This window comes from Halorubrum sodomense (assembly GCF_900111935.1).
Classification (GTDB): domain Archaea; phylum Halobacteriota; class Halobacteria; order Halobacteriales; family Haloferacaceae; genus Halorubrum; species Halorubrum sodomense.
The window spans coordinates 415,529-433,621 of sequence record NZ_FOYN01000001.1 but is presented as its reverse complement, the minus strand read 5'-3'; the positions used below and the strand labels follow the sequence as shown (position 1 = coordinate 433,621).

The following is an 18,093-nucleotide window of genomic DNA, read 5'->3' as shown; positions in this document are numbered from 1 at the left end:
TAAAAACTCGAGCGACGGAAACCGTCCCTACACCGACAACGACTACTTATAAGCGGTTCTCGCGCCCGGGGTCGACGTCGATGGCGTCCACGGGGCAGACGTCGACACAGAGCATACAGTCGATACACTGGTCCTCGTCGGCGGGGCTCGCCTTCCGCTCGGATTCCGGATGCCCCGGCGTCTCGACCCACTCGAACACGTCGACCGGACAGTCCTCCAGACAGGCGCCGTCTGCGAGACAGATGTCGAAGTCGACGGCGACGTGGGTGCCGCGGATCCCCTGCTTGTCCGGCGGTTCGACGGGACCCCAGACGGCGACCCCGTCCTCCTCGCCGACGTGCTCGCGGTTCGTTTCGAAGTTCGGGTCGATGGCCATCGTTGCCACCGCTTCGCCGCTCGCGGGTTTAAACTCCGCGACGAACGGATTCGGTCGGCCGAGCGGAACGGACCCGACCGGATCGGAGGCGCCGGGCTACGGGTGCGCGTAGTACGCCACGAGGTCCTCGGAGCCGTGCGGGCCGTCGTCCTCGTCGGTCGCCTCAGAGTCCAACGCGTCGATCCGGGCGAAGCCGACGCGGACGAACTGGACGACCGTATCGGGGTCCACGTCCGCGAGCGCGGGCTCAGCGATCCCGCGCACGTCGCCGTCGACCGTCCGCAGGAGGGTGTCGAGCCCCTCCTCGGCCGGCGCCCAGTGGATCACGTCCACGTCGCCCTCGCGGACGATCTCGATGTCGGCGTCGAGGAAGGCCAGTTCGTCGCCCTCGTAGCGGACGGGGCCGTACCCCTTCAGCCAGACGCGCTCGCCCTCGGGCGGGAGGTCGGAGGACTCGACGACGACGCGGCCGGCTGGCACCTCGCGCTCGCCCCGGTCCGGGTGTTCGGGGTGGAACCGCGGGTGGCCGGCCTCGGGCGCGGGCGCGTCGCCGTCGACGATCGGCAGCTCCACGGCGGGGTCGTCCTCGCGGTCGCGCACGAGGAAGTAGCGGTTCGCCCCGTCGTCGACCAGGTCGCGGTTGTTCGCGTAGACGGACGACATCGCGAGGTCGACGTCGGAGGTGGACATCCCGAGATCGGTCATCGAGTCGACGAGCGCCCGCCCCTGAATCCCGCGGCGACGCATCGATTGAATGGTCGGCGCGCGGGGGTCGTCCCAGCCGGTCAGCTCGCCGTCCTCGATGAGTTCCTTGATCGTCGACGTCGACAGCTTCACGTCGTACTCGTCGACCTGGACGTGACCCCAGTGGAGCACCTCGGGGTACTCCCAGCCGAAGTAGTCGTAGACGAACCGCTGGCGCTTCGCGGAGTCCTGGAGGTCGATGCCGCGGATGATGTGCGTGACGCCCGTGAGGTGGTCGTCGACGCCGGACTGGAAGTCGAGCATGGGCCAGCAGCGGTACTCGCTGGCTTCCTCGCGCGGGTGCGGCGTGTCGATCATCCGGAACGCGACCCAGTCGCGAAGCGCGGGGTTCTTGTGCTCGATGTCGGTCTTCACGCGGAGGACCATCTCCCCGGAGCCGTACTCGCCGTCGACCATCGCCGCGAACTCCTCGCGGACCGTCTCGACGTCCTTGTCGCGGTGCGGGCACGCCTCGCCCGCGTTCTTCAGCTCGGAGAACGCCTCGCCGGAACACGAGCAGGTGTACGCGCCCCCGAGGTCGATCAGCTCGCGGGCGTGGTCGTAGTACGTCTCCAGCCGGTCCGAGGCCCGAATCACGCGGTCGGGCTCGAAGCCGAGGTACTCGATGTCCTCCAAGATGGCGTCGTACGCGTCGAGGTCGGGCCGCTTCGTCTCCGGGTCGGTGTCGTCGAACCGGCAGATGAACTCGCCGTCGTAGCGCTCCTTGTACGTCCCGATGACGGCGGGCATCCGCGCGTGGCCGACGTGCCACGGGCCGTTCGGGTTCGGCGCGGCGCGCATCACGACCTCGCCGGCCTCGGCGTTCGGGAGGTCGGGGAGGACGTGCTCGTCCGCCTCGTCGTCGATCTCCAGCTCCGCGAGCTTCTCTGGGGCGAGCTCGCCGAGCCGCTCCCGTCGCTCGGCCTCGTCCATCTCGCCGACCCGGTCGACGACCGGCGCGAGGACGCCCGGAATCTCGTCGCCGTGCGGGCGGAACTCGGGGTTCTCGCCCATGATCGGGCCCATGATCGCGCCCACGTCCGGGTCGCTGCCGTGCTTGAGCGCGTTGTAAAGCGCCGCGGCCTCGCCGGCCGCCGCGACGCGCTCGCGGAGTTCGTCGTCCATGCGCGTCGCTTGTCGGGGTCGGGTCAAAAGCGCCGCGAAACGGCGGGGAGGGGCTGGTCCCGGAGCGGCGCGGGCGAGGCGGGCACCGCGGGCCACGCTCGGAGCGCGGGCGGCGGCCGCGGCGGCGCGCCGCGTCGGCCCGGGACGGCGGGTAGGGGCACTCGACACGAGCGGTCGGACGGGCTTAAACGACCGAGACCGTTCACGCCGGTAACGCCCCGATACCGCCGTGAACGGTCGAGACGCTTTTTACCGACCGGGCCCGACAGGCACGGTCGGTCGCCGCGGTAAGCGGGCGTCGACGCCGGACGGACCGAACCGGTTCGTCGCCTTGATAGTCGCCGGGGGCGTGGTAGACGCATGAGCGTCGCGCCGGGAGCCGTCGGAACGCGAGGGGGAGCGCGGTGGTAGGACCCATCTCCGAGGCGGAGCGGGAGGCCGGGAACCGGAAGGTCAAGCTCGTGCTGCTCGCGATCGTCACGGTCACGCCGCCGCTTATCGCCCTCCAGTTGGACCCGACGCCGGTCCAGCTCCTGGCCGCGGCCGGGGCCGGGTTCCTCCTCGGTCTCGTGGTCGTCTGGTACCTCGGGCGGCTCGCGGCGGAGTTCGCCGGCAGCGGGCGGCGGCCGCGGCGACGGCGCTGAGGTCGACCGCGCTCCTTCCGCCGACCGAGTCGACCGCGCTCCTTCCGCCGACGCCGATCCGTCAGTCGGCGCTTCGCTCGGCGCCGCGGGCCGGTTCGATGAGGGATCCGGTCTTCTCGCCCGCGACGGCGCGTGAACTCGACAGCGGTGAGACGCTCACCTCGCCCTCGACGGCCGCGCGGCGGTCCGAACCGGGATCGTCCTGGACGTTTCCCCGCAGGAACTCGCGCCAGAAGCGGTCGCGCAGCTCCATCCCCATCTCGCCGCGCCGCTCGCCGAACTCCCAGCCCTCGGGGACGTTCTCCTCGTCCGGCCCCTCCTCGCCCGGGCGGAACTCGATCACGTCGAAGCCGCGAGCGGGCTCGGTCAGCCGGTAGGTCGGATTCTCCGCCGCCTCGTCGTCGGCAGCGGGGACGTTGACGTTCAACACGTCGGCGCCGAACGGAAGTTCGAGGTCGCCGCCGCCCGCTCCGTCGCCGGCGTCGCGTTCCGCGCGGTCGAGCAGGTCGACGACCGCCTCGCCGGCGACCGCGAAGTCGTCGTTGTCGAGCGTCGGCGGCACGGGGAGGTTGCCGCGGTCGTACAGCGAGACTGCGATCGCGGGCGTGCCGAGGAAGGAGGCCTCCATCGCGGCGCCGACGGTACCGGACTGGCCGAGGATGTGCGCGCCGATGTTCGGCCCGTGGTTGCAGCCGGAGACGACGGCGTCGGGATCGAGCCCGAGCGCCACGTCCGCGACCGCGACGCAGTCAGCGGGGGTCCCCTCGACCGCGTAGCCGCGGTCCGTCTCGGTGTAGTCGACCGTCGTTTCCCACCACGAGCGCGCGCCGCCGACGCCGGACTGGTTCGTCGCGGGCGCGACGACCGTCACGTCGTAGTCGCGAGAGAGCGCGTCCGCGAGCGCCCGGATCCCGACGGCGTCGATCCCGTCGTCGTTGGTGAGCAGGATCTCGGTTGTCACGCGTCACCGTGCGAGGCGGCGGGAGAAAACGTCGCCGGTCCGGAGCGAACGCGGAACGCGGACGGAGACGGCATCGCAGGCGTCGGCCGGGTGGTACTCCGAGTGGTCAGTCGGAGGGCTCGGGGAGTAGAAGCGGGGATCAGCCGGGGATCAGTCGGCCGCGACTCGACGCGACGAGGTGGCCAGATCGAGCACCTCGTCGAAGAAGCCGAGCGAGTCGTGCGGGCCGGGGTTCGCCTCGGGGTGGTACTGGCGGGTGATCACGTCGAGTTCCTCGCTGTCGAGCCCCTCGACGGTGTCGTCGTTGACGTTCACCTGCGTCACCTCCAACGGTCCGGTGTCGTCGACCGTGTAACCGTGGTTTTGGGTGGTCATCACGACTCTGTCCGTCCGGAGGTCCTTGACCGGCTGGTTGACGCCGCGGTGGCCGAACGCCATCTTCTCGGTCGAGCCGCCGAGCGCGCTCGTGATCACCTGCTGGCCGAGGCAGATGCCGGCCAGCGGCACCTCGCCCGCGAACTCGTCGACCACGTCCTGCGCGGCGACGAAGTTCTCCGGGTCGCCGGGGCCGTTCGAGACGAAGAGCACGTCGGGGTCGACGGCGGCCACGTCCTCGGGAGTCGCGTCGTACGGGAGGACGTGGACGTCCGCGCCGCGGTCGGTGAGCGAGGAGACGATCGAGCCCTTCGCGCCGCAGTCGAGCAGGGCCACGTCGACGTCGGCGTCGCCGTCCCCCTCGTAGGCGGTCGGCTCCGTCACGGACACCTGCGCGCCGATGTCGACGTGGTCGCTCATCGGCTCGCACGCCTCCATCTCCTCGACCGCGTCCTCGGGGGTCGCGTCCGGGCCGGCGGCGATCCCGCAGGCCATCGCGCCCTCCTCGCGGACCGTGGTGACGATCTCGCGGGTGTCGACGTGGTCGACGGCGGGCGCGCCCTCCTCAGTGAGCCACTCGGCGACATCGTCGGTCAGCTCGCGGGCGATCGCCGCGTTCGGCTGGACCGACTCGGACTCGAACCGCTCGGTTCGGACGCCGTAGTTCCCGATGAGAGGGTACGAGAAGGTGAGGATCTGTTCGGCGTAGGAGGGGTCGGTGAGCGACTCCTCGTAGCCGGTGTACGCGGTCGTGAACACCAGTTCGCCGCGGGTCCGCCCCGGCGCACGGGCGCGCGCTTCGAGCACGCGTCCGTCGGCCAGCGCGATGTAGGCGTCCGACATTACGAGATACGTACGTGTAGTGGATAATAAATGCGTCGTTCGAAGGTTCGTTACGATATTCGTAACGGGTAAGGCGGCGGGTGAGAGAGGATCGGGTATGGACGACCTCGACCGACGGATCCTCTCGATCCTGCGACGGGACGCGCGGACCCCCTACACGGAGATCGCGGACCGGGTGGGGACCTCCGAGGGGACCGTGCGCAACCGCGTCGACCGCATGACCGAAGAGGGCGTGATCGAGCGGTTCACGGTCACGACCCGCACCGGGAACGTGAAAGCGATGATCGAGATCTCGGTGGAGATGAACGTCAACACCGACGAGGTCGGCCAGCGGATGGTGGAGTGGGAGGAGGTCGACTTCGTCTGGCAGGTGTCGGGCGAGGAGGACGTGGTCCTCGTCGTCGACGCGGTCGACACCCGCGCGGTCAACGAGCTGATCACGCAGGCCCGCGAGATGGACGAGGTCAAGTCGACGAAGACGCGGCTCATCCTCGACGAGCGGCTGGGGTAGGCGAGCGGCGACCGTTTACATGTAACTCCGCGGCGGCGCGCCTGCGAGCGGCCGCCGGCGGCGGCCGCGAGCCAGCCCGCGAGGGAGTCGGTGGTCCGTCGCTCCGCTCCGAACCACCGACAGGGCGAGAGCTTCGCTCTCGCTTGAAACCGGACGTAGTCCGGTGACGAGGCTGGGGAGGCGTGAGGTACGGTGCGGTGCGGCTGGGCGGGGCTCAAAGGGGCTTCGGCGGTGTTCACCGTCGATCTACGGACAACTGCCGTTTATAAGTACAGACGCCGCTCGCGCTCGCAGTCGAAAAACGAGGGAAGTCGCTGAACGCGAGGTCGACGCCGCCGGCCGAGGCTTACGCCAGCTCGTCGATCTGCTCGACGACGGCGTCCGCGAACTCGCTCGTCGCGAGCTTCTCGCCGCCCTCGATCTGCCGGTGGAGGTCGTAGGTGACCTGGCCGGACGCGATCGTCTCCTCGACGGCGTCGCGCACGAGGTCCGCGGCGTCGGACCAGCCGATGTAGTCGAGCATCTCGCGGCCCGAGAGGATCATCGCGGTGGGGTTCACCTTGTCCTCGCCGGCGTACTTGGGCGCAGAGCCGTGGACGGGCTCGGCGAGACAGCGACCGTGACCGCGGTTGATGCCGGGCGCGATGCCGAGCCCGCCGATCTGCGCGCCGGCGGCGTCGGACATGTAATCGCCGTTGAGGTTCATCGTCGCGATGACCGAGTACTCGTCGGTGCGGGTCAACAGCTGCTGGAGCATGTTGTCCGCGATGCGGTCGTTGACGACGACGGTGCCCTCGGGCTGCTCGCCGTCGTACTCGTCCCAGAGCTGGTCCTCCGTGATCACGTCCTCGCCGTACTCCTCCTCGGCGACCTCGTAGCCCCAGTCGCGGAAGGCGCCCTCGGTGAACTTCATGATGTTCCCCTTGTGGACGAGGGTGACCGAGTCGCGGTCGTTGGCGACCGCGTAGTCGATCGCCTCGCGGATGAGGCGCTTCGAGCCGAACTCGGAGATGGGTTTGACGCCGATGCCGACCGGGCCGTCGTGGATGACGTCGGCGACCTCCATGTCGTCTTCGAGGAACTCGCGTACCGCCTCGACCTCGTCGGTGCCGGCCTCCCACTCGATGCCGGCGTAGACGTCCTCCGTGTTCTCACGGAAGGTGATCATGTCCATCTCCTCCGGGCTCTTGACCGGCGACGGAACGCCCTCGATGTAGTACGTCGGGCGGACGTTCGCGTAGAGGTCGAGCGTCTTTCGGAGCGCGACGTTCAGCGAGCGGAAGCCGGCGCCGACCGGCGTCGTCAGCGGGCCCTTGATCGCGACGCGGTGGTCGCGGATGGCCGAGACGGTGTCCTCGGGGAGGTTCTCGTCGTACATCTCGCGGGCGCTCCCGCCGGCGTAGACGCGCATCCACGCGATGGATCGACCCGTCGCCTCGGCGGCTGCGTCGAGTACCCGCTGTGCGGCCGGCCCGACGTCGGTGCCGATTCCGTCGCCGTGGATGATCGGGATGATCGGGTTGGACGGAACGTTCAGCTCGCCGGTCTCCTCGTCGGCGAGCGTGATGGCTTCGCCGTCGTCGGGGACGTCGACCTTATCGTAGCTCATGAACGTCCGCCGATTCAGTTGGGCCCCTAAAGTGCCTGCCGTTTTCGGCGTGAGCGTCGCGCTCGCAGCGTTTGCCGGTTTCGGCGCGCGCTCGCCGCCGCGTCTGACCGCCTCGATCGTCCCCCGACTCAGACCGGCTCGACCTCGACGTCGAACATCGACCGCCAGCGGTAGCGGCGGCCGCCCCAGACGAACGTCCGGCGCGCGAACGCGTACGCCATCAGCGGCGGGGCGATCAACACGCCGGGCGCCGCGAGCAGGAACGTCGCGCGCCGGACCCCGAACCGGGCGTAGGCGACGCCGGCGAGCGCCGTGACGAGGGTCACGCCGGCGACCGGTGCGAATAGACAGATCGCGGCCATGACGACGCCGAAGAGGACGTTGAACGCGGTCGCCGCCGGCGCGTGGTGCCGGGTGATCGACAGGAAGCGGACGAACCGCTCCAGCGATCCGCGGAGCGAACCGCCGGCTCGGACGCGTCGCGTCCGGTCGACCGCGGTCACGTCGAGGTGCTCGCTGAGCGTCCCGTCGTCGCTGACCGTCCGCCTGAGGTCTCGGCGGAACGCCGCCTCGCCGTCGCGGAGGTCGCCGCGCTCGAATATCACCGCGCCGCCCCACGCGACCCCGGCCGCGAACACCGCGAGCGTCCCGCCGATGACGTACGCCGGCTCGAACAGCCGGGCGAGCGGGTCCGGCCCGACGAACACCGGGAGCTCCGTCGTGGGCCCCTGCCGGTCGTAGTCGTCGTCGAGCGTCGCCACCCAGTCCGGCGGGTGGTGGAAGTCGTCGTCGGTCCAGGCGATCCGATCGTTCGCGGCCGCCGCCATCCCGACCGCTATCGCGTTCGCCTTCCCGGAGCACCCTTCGGGCTCGCCCGCGATCAGGACGCGGACCCGGTCGGGGAGGTCGCCGCGCCGGTCCGCGACGGGGTCGTCCGGGGAGTCGCAGATCACGAGGAGCTCGTCGCTGCCCTCGGCGTGGAACGCCCCCGGGCCCCGGAGCTGTGCTGCGACCTCGTCGCAGGCGTCGGTCCAGCGGACGGTCGGCAGCAGCACCGACACGGGCGTCGGACTCGCCGCCGCGGTCGGATCCGAATCGGTCACGCCGATCCGTTCGCGCGGCGAGGGCTAAACGGTCACGGCGTCGAACACGAGCGCGTCCCGAGCTCGTCGACGCGGGTCTCACCGGTCTCGACGTCGACGTCGACCGCCGAGACCGTGACCGACCGGATCGGAGCGCCGTCCTCGCCCGCGAACTCAGCCGCGCGGTCGCAGAAGTGTGCGAGCACCGGCCCGACGCGGTTCGGGCCGGGATCGTCCGCGAGCCGGGTGAGGAACTTCCGCCAGCGCGCGGTCGGGTAGGCGCGGGCGTCGGACGGCGGCCGGTCGCGTGCGACCCGGTCGCCGTAGAGGGCGTCGATCCGGTCGCCGTCGGCGGTCGTCGCGGTCGCCAGGACGAGCGCGTCGGTCGAGGGGGGATCGGGCGCGAACATGTCCCAACCCCTCTCGGTCGGGTCCGACACCGACGCGACCGGCCCGGGCGCCTCGACGAGCCCGAGCGCCATCCCGTTCCACGCGACGAGCGCGACGAGGAGGACCGCGGCCAGGGCCGGGACCGCGGCCGCGGCCCACCCGCGGAGGACCCGGATCGGTCCGTCTCCGATCGGCGGACCGGCGGTCCCGGACGGGCCCGGAAGGCGACGAAGTCGCTCGGCCGCCGGAGCGACCGCGCGCTCGACCCGGTCCCAGACGAACGGCGGGAAGAAGGGGACCAGCGCGGTCGCGGAGACGACGGAGAAGACGCCGATCTGGAGCGTGAGGGCCATCGAGAGGTGCGCCGCGAGGAGCGTCCCCGCGAGCGCCGCCCGGATCCGGCCGGCGGCCGCGATCAGCAGCGGGGACGCGACGAGGAGCGCGAGCCAACCGTAGGTGGCCGCCGAAAGCAGGACTGGCCACTCGGGGACGAGCCCCCCGAGCGGGCCGTGGAGGTAGGTGAGCCGGAAGACGAGCCCGACGGCCTCGCCCGCGGGCCAGGTCGTCCCGCGGAACTTCGCGACCGCGTTGGAGACGTACACCACGACCGCGAGGGACAGGAGGAGCGCCGAGGCGGGACCGGCGACGCGGTCGGCCGCGACAGCGACGCGGTCGGCCGGGGTGGCCGCCGTCGACTCCGGCGAGTCGGTCGTCGAGTCCGCGATCTCGGCGCCGCTGCGTCGGACCGCGTCGAGCGACCAGCGCGCGCCGAGCGGACACAACAGCCCGGCGCCGAGCAGCTGGAGGAGGAGGGTGTCGCCGGCGTTGAGGACGAACGGGTTCCGCGCCTGAAGCGACGCGAGCAGGAGCAGAGAGACCGCGGTCGCGACGCGGGTCCGATACCCGACCGCGAGCGCGACGGCGACGACCGCGGCGAGGGCGAACAGCAGGGAGACGACCCGCGGGTCGCCAGAGAGGGCGTGGAGCGAGAGGCGGGCGCCGAGCGGGCGCGCCTCGGCGAGTGTCGCCCGCGGGAGTACGCCCGCGTCGGTGTAGAAGGCGGTGAGGTTCCGCGCGCGGAGCGCGAGGTCGACGAGGAGGACGACGCCGAGCGCGATTCGGAACGCGGCGAGCGCGCGCGGGTCGATCCCGAGGCGGCGTCGGATCGCGGCGCGGAGTCGCGGGGCGAGGCGCTCGCGGCTCGTTGACCTCCCGGCGCCGGCGGAATCGGCGGTCGTCACGGTTGCCGTCGGATCGCCCAGCGGCGGGAATAGGTCTTGCGGCGTCGACGCGCGGACGCCGGGCGACTCCCCGCGGTCGCCGCCGGGTTCCGGGCGCTTATGTGGCCGCCGCGGCAGCCCCCCGTATGCGAGTCATCGTCCACGGCGGCGCCGGCGGCACTCCAGACGACCCGGAGCCCAGACAGGCGGTCCTCGACGAGGCGGCCGCTCGCGGCGCCGACGCCGTGACGCCGCTCGACGCGGTGGAGTCCGCGGTCGGCGTCCTCGAAGCGGATCCGCGGTTCAACGCGGGCGTCGGCGGCGCAATACAGTCGGACGGCGCCGTCCGTACGGACGCCGGGGTGATGACCTCGGACCGCGAGATCGGCGCGGCCTGCTCGATGCCCGGCGTCGAACGCGCGGCGAGCGTCGCCCGCGTCGTCCACACGGAGACGCCCCATATCTTCGTCTCGGGCGGCCACGCCGTCGATCTCGCGGACGAATTCGGCGTCGAGACGGGCGTCGACCTGCTCACCGACGAGACGCGGGAGCGCTACGAGGCCGAGGACCCGCCGCGGGGCGGTCCCCGCGAGCACCTCGGCTGGCTCGCCTCGCGGTTCGGCTCGGGCGACGACCAGGCGGGCGGAGGGTCGGAAGACGGCGCGAAGGGCGACGCGCCCGACCACGACACGGTCGGCGCGGTGGCGACCGACGGCGAGGCGTTCGCGGCGGTGACCTCCACCGGCGGCCGGTCGTTCGCGCTCGCCGGCCGCGTCGGCGACGTGCCGCAGGTCGGCTCGGGCTTCTTCTGCACCGAGGCGGGCGGCGCGAGCGCGACGGGGGCCGGCGAGGACATCGCCCGCGTGACGCTCTCGCGGCGCGCCGTCGACCACCTCGACGACGGACTCGACGCCCAACAGGCGGCCGACCGCGCGATCGAGGAGTTCGAGGAGATCACCGGGTCGGGGGCGGGCGTCATCGTCCTCGGCGACGAAGGGGCGGGGAGCGCGTTCAACACCGAGGGAATGCAGACGAGCGTCGCTGATACGTAGCTGACAGCGGACTGGCGGCGTGAGCTTCCGAAGCGCCGGCCGCTCGTTGGAAACCGTGTCCGGCGGTGAACCGCCTCGGGGTCAAGCCCCGAGGCACTCGGCCTGCTCCGCCTACAGACCCGGCGAGGGCTTGCGCGACTCGCGGCCCCGAAGGCGGCCGCTCGCGGGCACGCGCCGGTCGTGAGGATCGATTGAGCGTCGTCGATCGCTGACAGACAAATTCGCGGCTCGATCCCGGTTCACCGGGACGCCCGCGGAGGCGAGGATACAAATCCGGCGGCCGCCTTGCGCCGGTATGGTAACCTTCCTCGCCGGGGGGACGGGCACGCCGAAGCTCCTCGACGGCGCGGCTCGGGTGTGGGACCCGGCCGAGACCGCGGTCGTCGCCAACACGGGCGACGACGTCGAGATCGGCGGCCACCTCGTCTGCCCCGACGTCGACACCGTGCTGTTCGCGGGCGGCGGCGTCCTCGACCGCGAGACGTGGTGGGGGATCGACGGCGACACGACCGCGACCCACGAGGAGCTCTCCCGACTCGCGGCCGCGGCCGGGGACGCGATCGAGGGCGAGCCGGGCGCTCCCCGCTACCTCGACGACGCGGTACAGACCGCGGGCCGCGAGCTCGCCCGCTGGCGGCGGTTCTCGGCGGTCGGTGAGTTCATGGAGATCGGCGACCGCGACCGCGCGGTCCACCTCACGCGCACGAGCCTGCTCGACGAGGGGAAGTCGCTCACCGAAGCGGTCCGAGTCCTCGCGGACGCGTTCGACCTCGACGTCGACCTCCTCCCGATGTCCGACGAGCCGGTCGCGACGCTGATCCACACCGAGGGCGGCGAGACGCTCCACTTCCAGGCGTACTGGGTCGCGCGCCGCGGCGAGCCGCCGGTCGCCGACGTGGAGTTCCGAGGCGCGGACGACGCCGAGCCGACCGACGCGGTCGTCGAGGCGCTCGCGGACCCGGTCGTGATCGGTCCCTCGAACCCCGTGACGAGCCTCGGGCCGATGCTGGCGCTGCCCGGCTTCGAGCGCGCGCTCCGGGAGACGCCGGTGGTCGCCGTCTCGCCGTTCGTCGGCGACGAGGTGTTCTCCGGGCCGGCGGCGGAGCTGATGTCGGGCGTCGGCCGCGAACCGTCGACGGCGGGCGTCGCGGAGGCGTACCCCTTCGCGGACGCGTTCGTCCTCGACGAGGCGGACCGGACCGACCTCGACCGCCACGTCGAGCGCACAGACACGCGGATCGACGACGCGGACGACGCCGAGCGCGTCGCTCTGGCCTGCGAGCGCGCCCTGGAAGCGGTCGCCGGCGACGCGCCGGCTTCCCGGGCTCCGCGGGGGGGTGGGAAGTGACCCGGGGACCCCTCCTCGTCGCCGCGAGCCTCAGCGGGGCCGCGGACGCCGAGTGGGCCCGCGCCGCGGCCGACCACGTCGACGTCGCGCTCCTCGGCGGGGTCGCGATCGACCCGGTGAGCCGGGCGGCCGCCCGGGACCTCGTCTCGCGCGGGCGAGACGAGTTCCTCCCCGCCGACCCGCTCGCCTTCGCCGCCGATCAGCTCGACGCGCTCGCGGACGCGCCGGTTCGACCCGGGATCAACGTCCGGAGCGCGACCCGGGGTCCGGTCCGCGAAGCGGCGAAGGTCTGCGCCGACCGCGGCGCGGTCTGTGAGATCAACGCCCACTGCCGGCAGCCCGAACTGCGCGCGGTCGGCTGCGGCGAGTCCCTCCTCCGCGATCCCGGTCGCCTCGCGCGGTACGTCGCCGCCGCGGCCGAGACGGACGCGACGACGAGCGTGAAGGTCCGCGCCGAGGTCCCCGGTGTCGACCTCGTCGCGGTCGCGGAGACCGCCGCGGACGCCGGCGCGGACTGGCTCCACGTCGACGCGATGGACTCGGAGGCGGTGATCGCCGATATCGCGACGGCGGTCGACGCGGCGCCCGAGAGGGGCGACGGGGACGGCCTCGCTGACCTGACGCTCGTCGCCAACAACGGCGTTCGCGGCCGGGAGACCGTCGCGGAGTACGCCGCGTACGGCGCGGACGCGGTGAGCGTCGGCCGCCCGACGGAGGACCCGCCCGCCCTCGCGCGCGTCGGTGACGCGGTCGAGGCGTGGCGTTCGGGGACGGTGTCGAGGGGCGGCGACAAGGCGGATCCCGAACGGGAGGCGAGACCGTGAGCCGGGACGCGCGAGGGGGCCGGCGACCCACCGACCCCGTCGACGACGCGACGCTGGCGCTCCTGGTAGAGGTGGCCGGCACGCCGAAGCCGGGGAACGTCGACCGGCGTCGCGACCTCGACGACCTGCGGTTCGAGTCGTTCCTCGGCGGCGCGGTCGGCGCCCGAGAGGGGCTCGAACTGGCGGCGGGCGAGGGTCCCGGAGACGAGGTCGCATCGGTCGGCGGCGCCTTCGAGCGCGCCGTCTCCGGGATGGCCGAGCGCGCGCGCACGAACACGCAGTTCGGCTGTCTGCTGCTCCTGGTCCCGTTGGTACGGGCGGCAGCGGACTCCGACCGCGAACTCTCGCCCGCCGGCGTCGACGCGGTCTGCCGGGCGACGACCGTCGACGACGCGGTCGCCTTCTACCGCGCGTTCGAGGTCGTCGACGTCGCGGTCGACGACCCGCCGCCGGGCGCCGACGACCTCGACGTGCGCCGCGGAGGCGACGCCGAGCCCGCCGTCTGCGAGCGCGAGATGACCCTGCGCGACGTGCTGGCGCTGTCCGCGGCGCCGAGTGATTCGGCGGAGGCGACCGATTCGGCGGAGGCGAACCGCGTCCCAGACCGCAACGCCGCGGAGTGGACCGAGGGGTTCCCGCGGACGTTCCGCGCGGCCGAGTGGATCCTGACCGACGAGGGGCCCCTCGCGGACCGGGCCGCGCGGGCGTTCCTGGGACTGCTCGCGGCGGGGCCCGACACGCTGGTCGCGTCGACGCAGGGGGCGGAGACGGCCCGCGAGGCGAGCGCGCGGGCGGCGGCGCTGCTGGGAGTGGAGTCGGCGGGACCGGACGGCATCGGCGGCGTCGACGCGGTCCCGGCAGAGGCCGTTCACGGGGCCGACCTCGCCGCCGCGGAGGTGCTCGCGGAGGCGTTCGTCGACGAGGGAATAAACCCCGGGACGACCGCCGACCTCACCTGCGCGGCGCTGTTCGTCGCGCTCCGACGGGGCGCGGAGGTGGCGCCGTGAGCGACGAACGGGGGGCAGACCCCTCCGGCGTCGTCCCCGACGGCTGGCCGGTCCCGCTCCGCGGCGTCACCGAATCCGTCGTGACGACGCGCGGCCCGAACGACCGGTGGAACGTCGCGGCGCTGGGACTTCACGCGCCGGACGACCCCGACGGTCCCGTCACCGCGCGAACCTACGGACGCACTCGCACGTGGCGGAACTTCACCGAGCGCGGCGGCGGCGTGGTCCAGTTCACCGTCGACCCGCGGACGTTCGTCGACGCAGCGCTGACGGTCCGGGAAGTCGACGCGGCGGTCCTCCCGAGCGCCGACGCGTGGGTCGAGGTCGATGTCGGAGAGGTCGCGGTCGAGACCGAGGGCGACACCACGGTCCGGACGTGGGCGCTGTCGCCGGTCGAGTCGGAGGTCGTGACCGAGCGCGTGCCGACGGTGAACCGCGGGTTCGGCGCGGTCGTCGACGCCACGGTGGCCGCCTCGCGGCTAGACGTGCCGGCGTTCGACGCCGACGAGCTACTGGAGCGACTGGAGTACTTCGCGGACGTGGTGGAACGCTGCGGCGGACCGGCCGAGCGCGAGGCGTTCGCGCGGATCGACGAGGCGACCGGCTGGCGGGAGCGCGACCGGTCCTGACGGCGCGGGGGCGGCGCGGCGAGCCGGACCCGAGCCGCGGTGACCGGGGCTCGCGGCCGCTCACGGCGGAACGAACCCTTTTAGTTCGGGCCGCCGGTACCGCTCGGTATGGCCATCAAACCCAAGTACATCAAGCAGCTCGGGACCGTCCTGCTGGAGCGGTACCCCGACTCGTTCAACACCGACTTCGAGACGAACAAGGAGAGCGTCACCGCCCTGACCACCGTCGAGTCGAAGGGCGTCCGCAACCGCATCGCCGGCTACGTCACGCAGAAGAAGGCGCAGGCGGCGAACCACGCCTAACCGTTCGGATTCGAGCCGAGACAGGTTCCGCTGACGGGCGGCGTCGGCCGACACGTTAAGTCAGGAGCCGCGGCCACCCCACCTCGATGGACGCGCTCGTGCGGCCGGTGGTCGATCCGACGTTCGCGGCCGGCGCGCTCGCGTTTCTGCTCGGCGGCGTCGCACTCGGGACCGCGAGCGGGCTGGTCCCCGGGCTCCACGCCAACAACTTCGCGCTCCTCCTGGCCGGGTTCGCCCCGTCAGTGCCCGCGGACCCGCTGTTCGTCGGCGTCGCGATGCTCGGCGCCGGCGTCGTCCACTCGTTCCTCGACATCGTTCCCGCGCTCGCGCTCGGCGTGCCGGACGCCGCGACCGCGGTCGCCGCCCTCCCCGGGCACCGGTTGGTGATCGCGGGCCGGGGGCGCGAGGCGGTCCGTCTCTCCGCGGTCGGCTCCGGGCTGGCGGTCGCGCTCGCGGTCCCGCTGGCGGTCCCGATCACGTGGCTCATGGTTCGGGGGTACCCGACGCTGCGCGCGCACCTGCCGCTGCTGCTCGCCGGCGTCGTCGCCCTGCTCGTGCTCACGGAGTCGTCGCGGCGGGCCGCGGTCGGCGGCCTCGTCGCGTTCCTCGCGAGCGCCGCGCTCGGACTGGCGACGCTCGACGCCGACCCCGCGGCGCCGCTGTCGACCGGGGGCGTCCTGGCGCCGCTTTTCGCCGGGCTGTTCGGCGTCCCGGTCCTCGTCGACGCGCTCGGCGGGGAGGGGGTTCCGCCGCAGGCGGACCCGCGGATCGCGATGGACGCCCGCGACCTCGGGACGAGCGCGGGAGCCGGATCGCTCGCGGGAGCCCTGGTCGGGTACGTCCCGGGCGTGTCGGCCGCCATCGCCGCCGTGGCCGCGATGCCCGCGGTGCCGCGCGCGTCGGCCGACCGCGGGTTCGTCGTGGCGACGAGCGGCGCGAGCACGGCGAACACGATATTCGCACTGTTCGCGCTGGTCGCGCTCGAGACACCGCGGACGGGCGTGACCGTCGCGCTCGACCGGGCCGGCGTGCCGTTCGCGCTGCCGATACTGCTCGTCGCGGCCGCGACGGCCGCCTGCTTCGGGTTCGCGCTGGTCGTGCTGGTCGGTGACCCGTACCTGCGGATCGTCGGGAACGCCGACTACACCCGGCTCTCGGTCGGGGTGTTGGGGCTGCTCGCGCTCCTCTCGTACGCGTTCGCCGGGATGTTCGGCGTCGGCGTCCTCCTCGTCGCCGGCGCACTGGGGCTCGTTCCGCCGCGGGTCGGAGCGCGCCGCGTCCATCTCATGGGCGTGTTGATCGGACCGCTGATCGTCGGGTGAGACTCCCCACGGGACCGCGACGGTCCGCCGTGAGCGCGCCTATCGAGCGGTGCGGTATCGAGGCGCACGCCGCTCGCGGGGCAAAGAACAACGGTTAAAAGTCGCGCGCTGGTGAGTAGACGTATGAGCCAGAGCGACTCTCAGGGTACCCCGCAGTGCGTCTCCTGTGGGATCCAGGTGTCCGGCATGAACGCCGCGCGGTTCTCCTGTCCGGACTGCGGCGCCACCATCTACCGGTGCTCGAAGTGCCGGAAGCAGAGCAACCTCTACGAGTGCCACGACTGCGGCTTCCGGGGGCCGTAAGATGGGCGACGTCGCCGCCAAGATCAAGGTCATGCCGAACAGCCCCGAGGTCGACCTCGACGACCTCCAGGACCGTCTGGAAGAGGTCCTCCCCGAGGGCGCGAAGATCCGCGGCTTCGAGCGCGACGACGTCGCGTTCGGGCTGGTCGCGCTCCTCCCGACCGTCATCGTCCCCGACGGCGCGGGCGGCACGGAAGCCGTCGAGGAGGCGTTCTCGCAGGTCGAGAAGGTCGAATCCGTCGCGGTCGAGAACGTCGGTCGCCTGTAGAGCGCCGACGCTAGCGCGTCGCCGTCAGCGACGCTCGCGGTCCGATTCTGCGGCTTCGTTCGTCTCGGAGAGCGGCCGCTCCGGCGTTCGCGACCGGCCCGTCGCCGTGACGCTGCCGTCGGCCGGCTACCGGCCCGACTCGTAGAACTCCTCGCGGTACACGCGCCCGAAAGCGTTGCGGCGCAGGGTGCTGGCCGCCGCGTCCGGCTCCTCCTGATACGTGGCCGCGATCACCGCGTCCGCGAAGGGGACCGGATGCCAGACGACGTTGTCGACGTTGTCGGAGCCGATCCGCACCACGTCCTCGTCGTCGAACTCGCTGGCCGCGAGCCACTCGTCGAACTCGTCGCCCTCACCGACGTGGACCGCGAGCAGTTCGGCGAACGTCGCGTCGCGGGCGGTCCGGATCACCTCGGGCGTGACGCGCTCGTCGTACTCGTCGGCGTCGAACGACATCGCCTTCGTCGCCTCGCGGACGACCACCTGCGCGACGGGCCCGACCTCCTCGTACCGTTCGAGCGCGTCGGCGCGGGTCTCCGGGGCGAACGTGCCTCTGGTCTCCATGCCCGGAGTTGGCCGAGGGGCGGGAAGGGCGTTCCGCTACGAGTCGGGGGCGTCGGCGTCGTCCGCTTCGTCTTCCGCGCCCGCGTCGCCGTCGTCCGCGGCCCCCTCCCGGGTCAGCTCGCGCGCTTCGCGGAGCGCCTCGGCGACGGTCGGGTCGTCGACCGCGTCGGGGTCCGGGACGCCCGCGTCGGGGGCGGGATCCGGGTCGGCGCCGTGGTCGTGAGCGGAGCCGCGACCGTGGTCGTGGCCGTGGTCCGAGGAGGCCGCCTCTCCGCCCGAGCCCATCCCCACGTCCGGGCGGCCGCGCGGGACGGTGTCCTCGAACACCTCGTCGTACTCGGCGTCCTCGGCGTGCGGCGTCACCTCGGCGGCGAGCGCCGTCGGTTCCCGCTCGCTCCAGTCGTCGACGCGCTCGTCGAGCCACGACTCGTGGTCGCCGCCGTGGAGCATCGCCGTGAACGCGAGGTGGTGCGCGAGGTGTTCGCCGTCGCGCTGCGGCGTGTCGCAGACGGGGCACGCGTATCCCATGTCGAGCGGTGGTAGGCGAGTGGGGTGTAAAGTCGCGTCGGACGTGCGCTCTCTTCCGGGCGACG

Annotated in this window: 20 protein-coding genes; 11 read left to right on the top strand and 9 right to left on the bottom strand. The window is 72.6% G+C overall.

Annotated elements, in window-relative coordinates; genetic code table 11:
• Positions 1-46: 46 nt before the first annotated feature.
• The gene (locus BM286_RS02245) at positions 47-376 is read right to left on the bottom strand and encodes a 4Fe-4S dicluster domain-containing protein (protein ID WP_092919966.1); all 330 of its coding nucleotides are present in this window, start codon (positions 374-376) and stop codon (positions 47-49) included.
• A 96-nt stretch (positions 377-472) separates the two neighbouring features.
• The gene (locus tag BM286_RS02240) at positions 473-2,245 is read right to left on the bottom strand and encodes a glutamate--tRNA ligase (RefSeq protein WP_092919965.1); all 1,773 of its coding nucleotides are present in this window, start codon (positions 2,243-2,245) and stop codon (positions 473-475) included.
• Positions 2,246-2,649: 404 nt separating this feature from the next.
• Here BM286_RS02240 and BM286_RS02235 point away from each other — a divergent pair, with 404 nt between their 5' ends.
• Positions 2,650-2,889, top strand: coding sequence for a hypothetical protein (locus BM286_RS02235; protein WP_092919964.1), 240 nt, complete (start codon positions 2,650-2,652; stop codon positions 2,887-2,889).
• A 61-nt stretch (positions 2,890-2,950) separates the two neighbouring features.
• On the opposite strand, the gene surE is transcribed toward BM286_RS02235, so the two are convergent.
• Complete coding sequence (gene surE / locus BM286_RS02230) at positions 2,951-3,850, bottom strand: 5'/3'-nucleotidase SurE (RefSeq protein WP_092919963.1); 900 nt, start codon at positions 3,848-3,850, stop codon at positions 2,951-2,953.
• Between the two features lie 150 nt (positions 3,851-4,000).
• The gene (gene carA, locus BM286_RS02225; RefSeq protein ID WP_092919962.1) at positions 4,001-5,068 is read right to left on the bottom strand and encodes a glutamine-hydrolyzing carbamoyl-phosphate synthase small subunit; all 1,068 of its coding nucleotides are present in this window, start codon (positions 5,066-5,068) and stop codon (positions 4,001-4,003) included.
• 97 nt (positions 5,069-5,165) lie between these two features.
• On the opposite strand from carA, the gene BM286_RS02220 reads away from it, so the two are divergent.
• Positions 5,166-5,579 (top strand): Lrp/AsnC family transcriptional regulator, encoded by a 414-nt coding sequence (locus BM286_RS02220; RefSeq protein WP_092919961.1) that lies wholly within the window; start codon positions 5,166-5,168, stop codon positions 5,577-5,579.
• 346 nt (positions 5,580-5,925) lie between these two features.
• Here BM286_RS02220 and icd read toward each other — a convergent pair whose 3' ends face one another.
• The 3 genes from icd to BM286_RS02205 form a co-directional block, all read right to left on the bottom strand.
• Positions 5,926-7,188 (bottom strand): isocitrate dehydrogenase (NADP(+)), encoded by a 1,263-nt coding sequence (gene icd / locus BM286_RS02215; RefSeq protein WP_092919960.1) that lies wholly within the window; start codon positions 7,186-7,188, stop codon positions 5,926-5,928.
• A gap of 128 nt (positions 7,189-7,316) precedes the next feature.
• Positions 7,317-8,291: a glycosyltransferase gene (locus BM286_RS02210; protein ID WP_092919959.1), complete on the bottom strand. Its 975-nt coding sequence runs from the start codon at positions 8,289-8,291 to the stop codon at positions 7,317-7,319.
• A gap of 32 nt (positions 8,292-8,323) precedes the next feature.
• Positions 8,324-9,901: a hypothetical protein gene (locus BM286_RS02205; protein ID WP_092919958.1), complete on the bottom strand. Its 1,578-nt coding sequence runs from the start codon at positions 9,899-9,901 to the stop codon at positions 8,324-8,326.
• A 125-nt stretch (positions 9,902-10,026) separates the two neighbouring features.
• Between BM286_RS02205 and BM286_RS02200 the strand changes: the two genes are divergently transcribed.
• From BM286_RS02200 to BM286_RS02160, 9 genes are all read left to right on the top strand, one after another.
• On the top strand, positions 10,027-10,932 hold the full coding sequence (locus tag BM286_RS02200) for an isoaspartyl peptidase/L-asparaginase (RefSeq protein WP_092919957.1): 906 nt from the start codon (positions 10,027-10,029) through the stop codon (positions 10,930-10,932).
• Between the two features lie 295 nt (positions 10,933-11,227).
• A complete protein-coding gene (cofD, locus tag BM286_RS02195) occupies positions 11,228-12,280 on the top strand; it encodes a 2-phospho-L-lactate transferase (protein WP_092919956.1) in 1,053 nt (350 codons plus the stop codon).
• The gene (locus tag BM286_RS02190; RefSeq protein WP_092919955.1) at positions 12,277-13,104 is read left to right on the top strand and encodes a tRNA-dihydrouridine synthase; all 828 of its coding nucleotides are present in this window, start codon (positions 12,277-12,279) and stop codon (positions 13,102-13,104) included. Before cofD ends, BM286_RS02190 begins: the two co-directional genes overlap by 4 nt.
• Positions 13,101-14,111, top strand: coding sequence for a triphosphoribosyl-dephospho-CoA synthase (locus BM286_RS02185; protein WP_092919954.1), 1,011 nt, complete (start codon positions 13,101-13,103; stop codon positions 14,109-14,111). The genes BM286_RS02190 and BM286_RS02185 overlap by 4 nt, the downstream gene beginning before the upstream one ends.
• On the top strand, positions 14,108-14,740 hold the full coding sequence (locus BM286_RS02180; RefSeq protein WP_092919953.1) for a DUF447 domain-containing protein: 633 nt from the start codon (positions 14,108-14,110) through the stop codon (positions 14,738-14,740). Before BM286_RS02185 ends, BM286_RS02180 begins: the two co-directional genes overlap by 4 nt.
• A gap of 108 nt (positions 14,741-14,848) precedes the next feature.
• Entirely contained in the window at positions 14,849-15,043 is a 195-nt protein-coding gene (locus tag BM286_RS02175; RefSeq protein WP_092919952.1) for a 30S ribosomal protein S17e, read from the top strand.
• A gap of 86 nt (positions 15,044-15,129) precedes the next feature.
• The gene (locus BM286_RS02170) at positions 15,130-16,365 is read left to right on the top strand and encodes a tripartite tricarboxylate transporter permease (protein ID WP_092919951.1); all 1,236 of its coding nucleotides are present in this window, start codon (positions 15,130-15,132) and stop codon (positions 16,363-16,365) included.
• A gap of 123 nt (positions 16,366-16,488) precedes the next feature.
• Positions 16,489-16,668, top strand: coding sequence for an HVO_2753 family zinc finger protein (locus BM286_RS02165; protein ID WP_092919950.1), 180 nt, complete (start codon positions 16,489-16,491; stop codon positions 16,666-16,668).
• 1 nt (position 16,669) lies between these two features.
• Entirely contained in the window at positions 16,670-16,936 is a 267-nt protein-coding gene (locus tag BM286_RS02160; RefSeq protein WP_092919949.1) for an elongation factor 1-beta, read from the top strand.
• Positions 16,937-17,062: 126 nt separating this feature from the next.
• Here BM286_RS02160 and BM286_RS02155 read toward each other — a convergent pair whose 3' ends face one another.
• Together BM286_RS02155 and BM286_RS02150 are read right to left on the bottom strand one after the other, a co-directional pair.
• Positions 17,063-17,500 carry a DUF5809 family protein gene (locus BM286_RS02155; RefSeq protein WP_092919948.1) on the bottom strand — a complete coding sequence of 146 codons (438 nt, stop codon included), beginning with the start codon at positions 17,498-17,500 and terminating at the stop codon, positions 17,063-17,065.
• Positions 17,501-17,536: 36 nt separating this feature from the next.
• Positions 17,537-18,028 (bottom strand): DUF5810 domain-containing protein, encoded by a 492-nt coding sequence (locus tag BM286_RS02150; protein WP_092919947.1) that lies wholly within the window; start codon positions 18,026-18,028, stop codon positions 17,537-17,539.
• Positions 18,029-18,093: the final 65 nt, after the last annotated feature.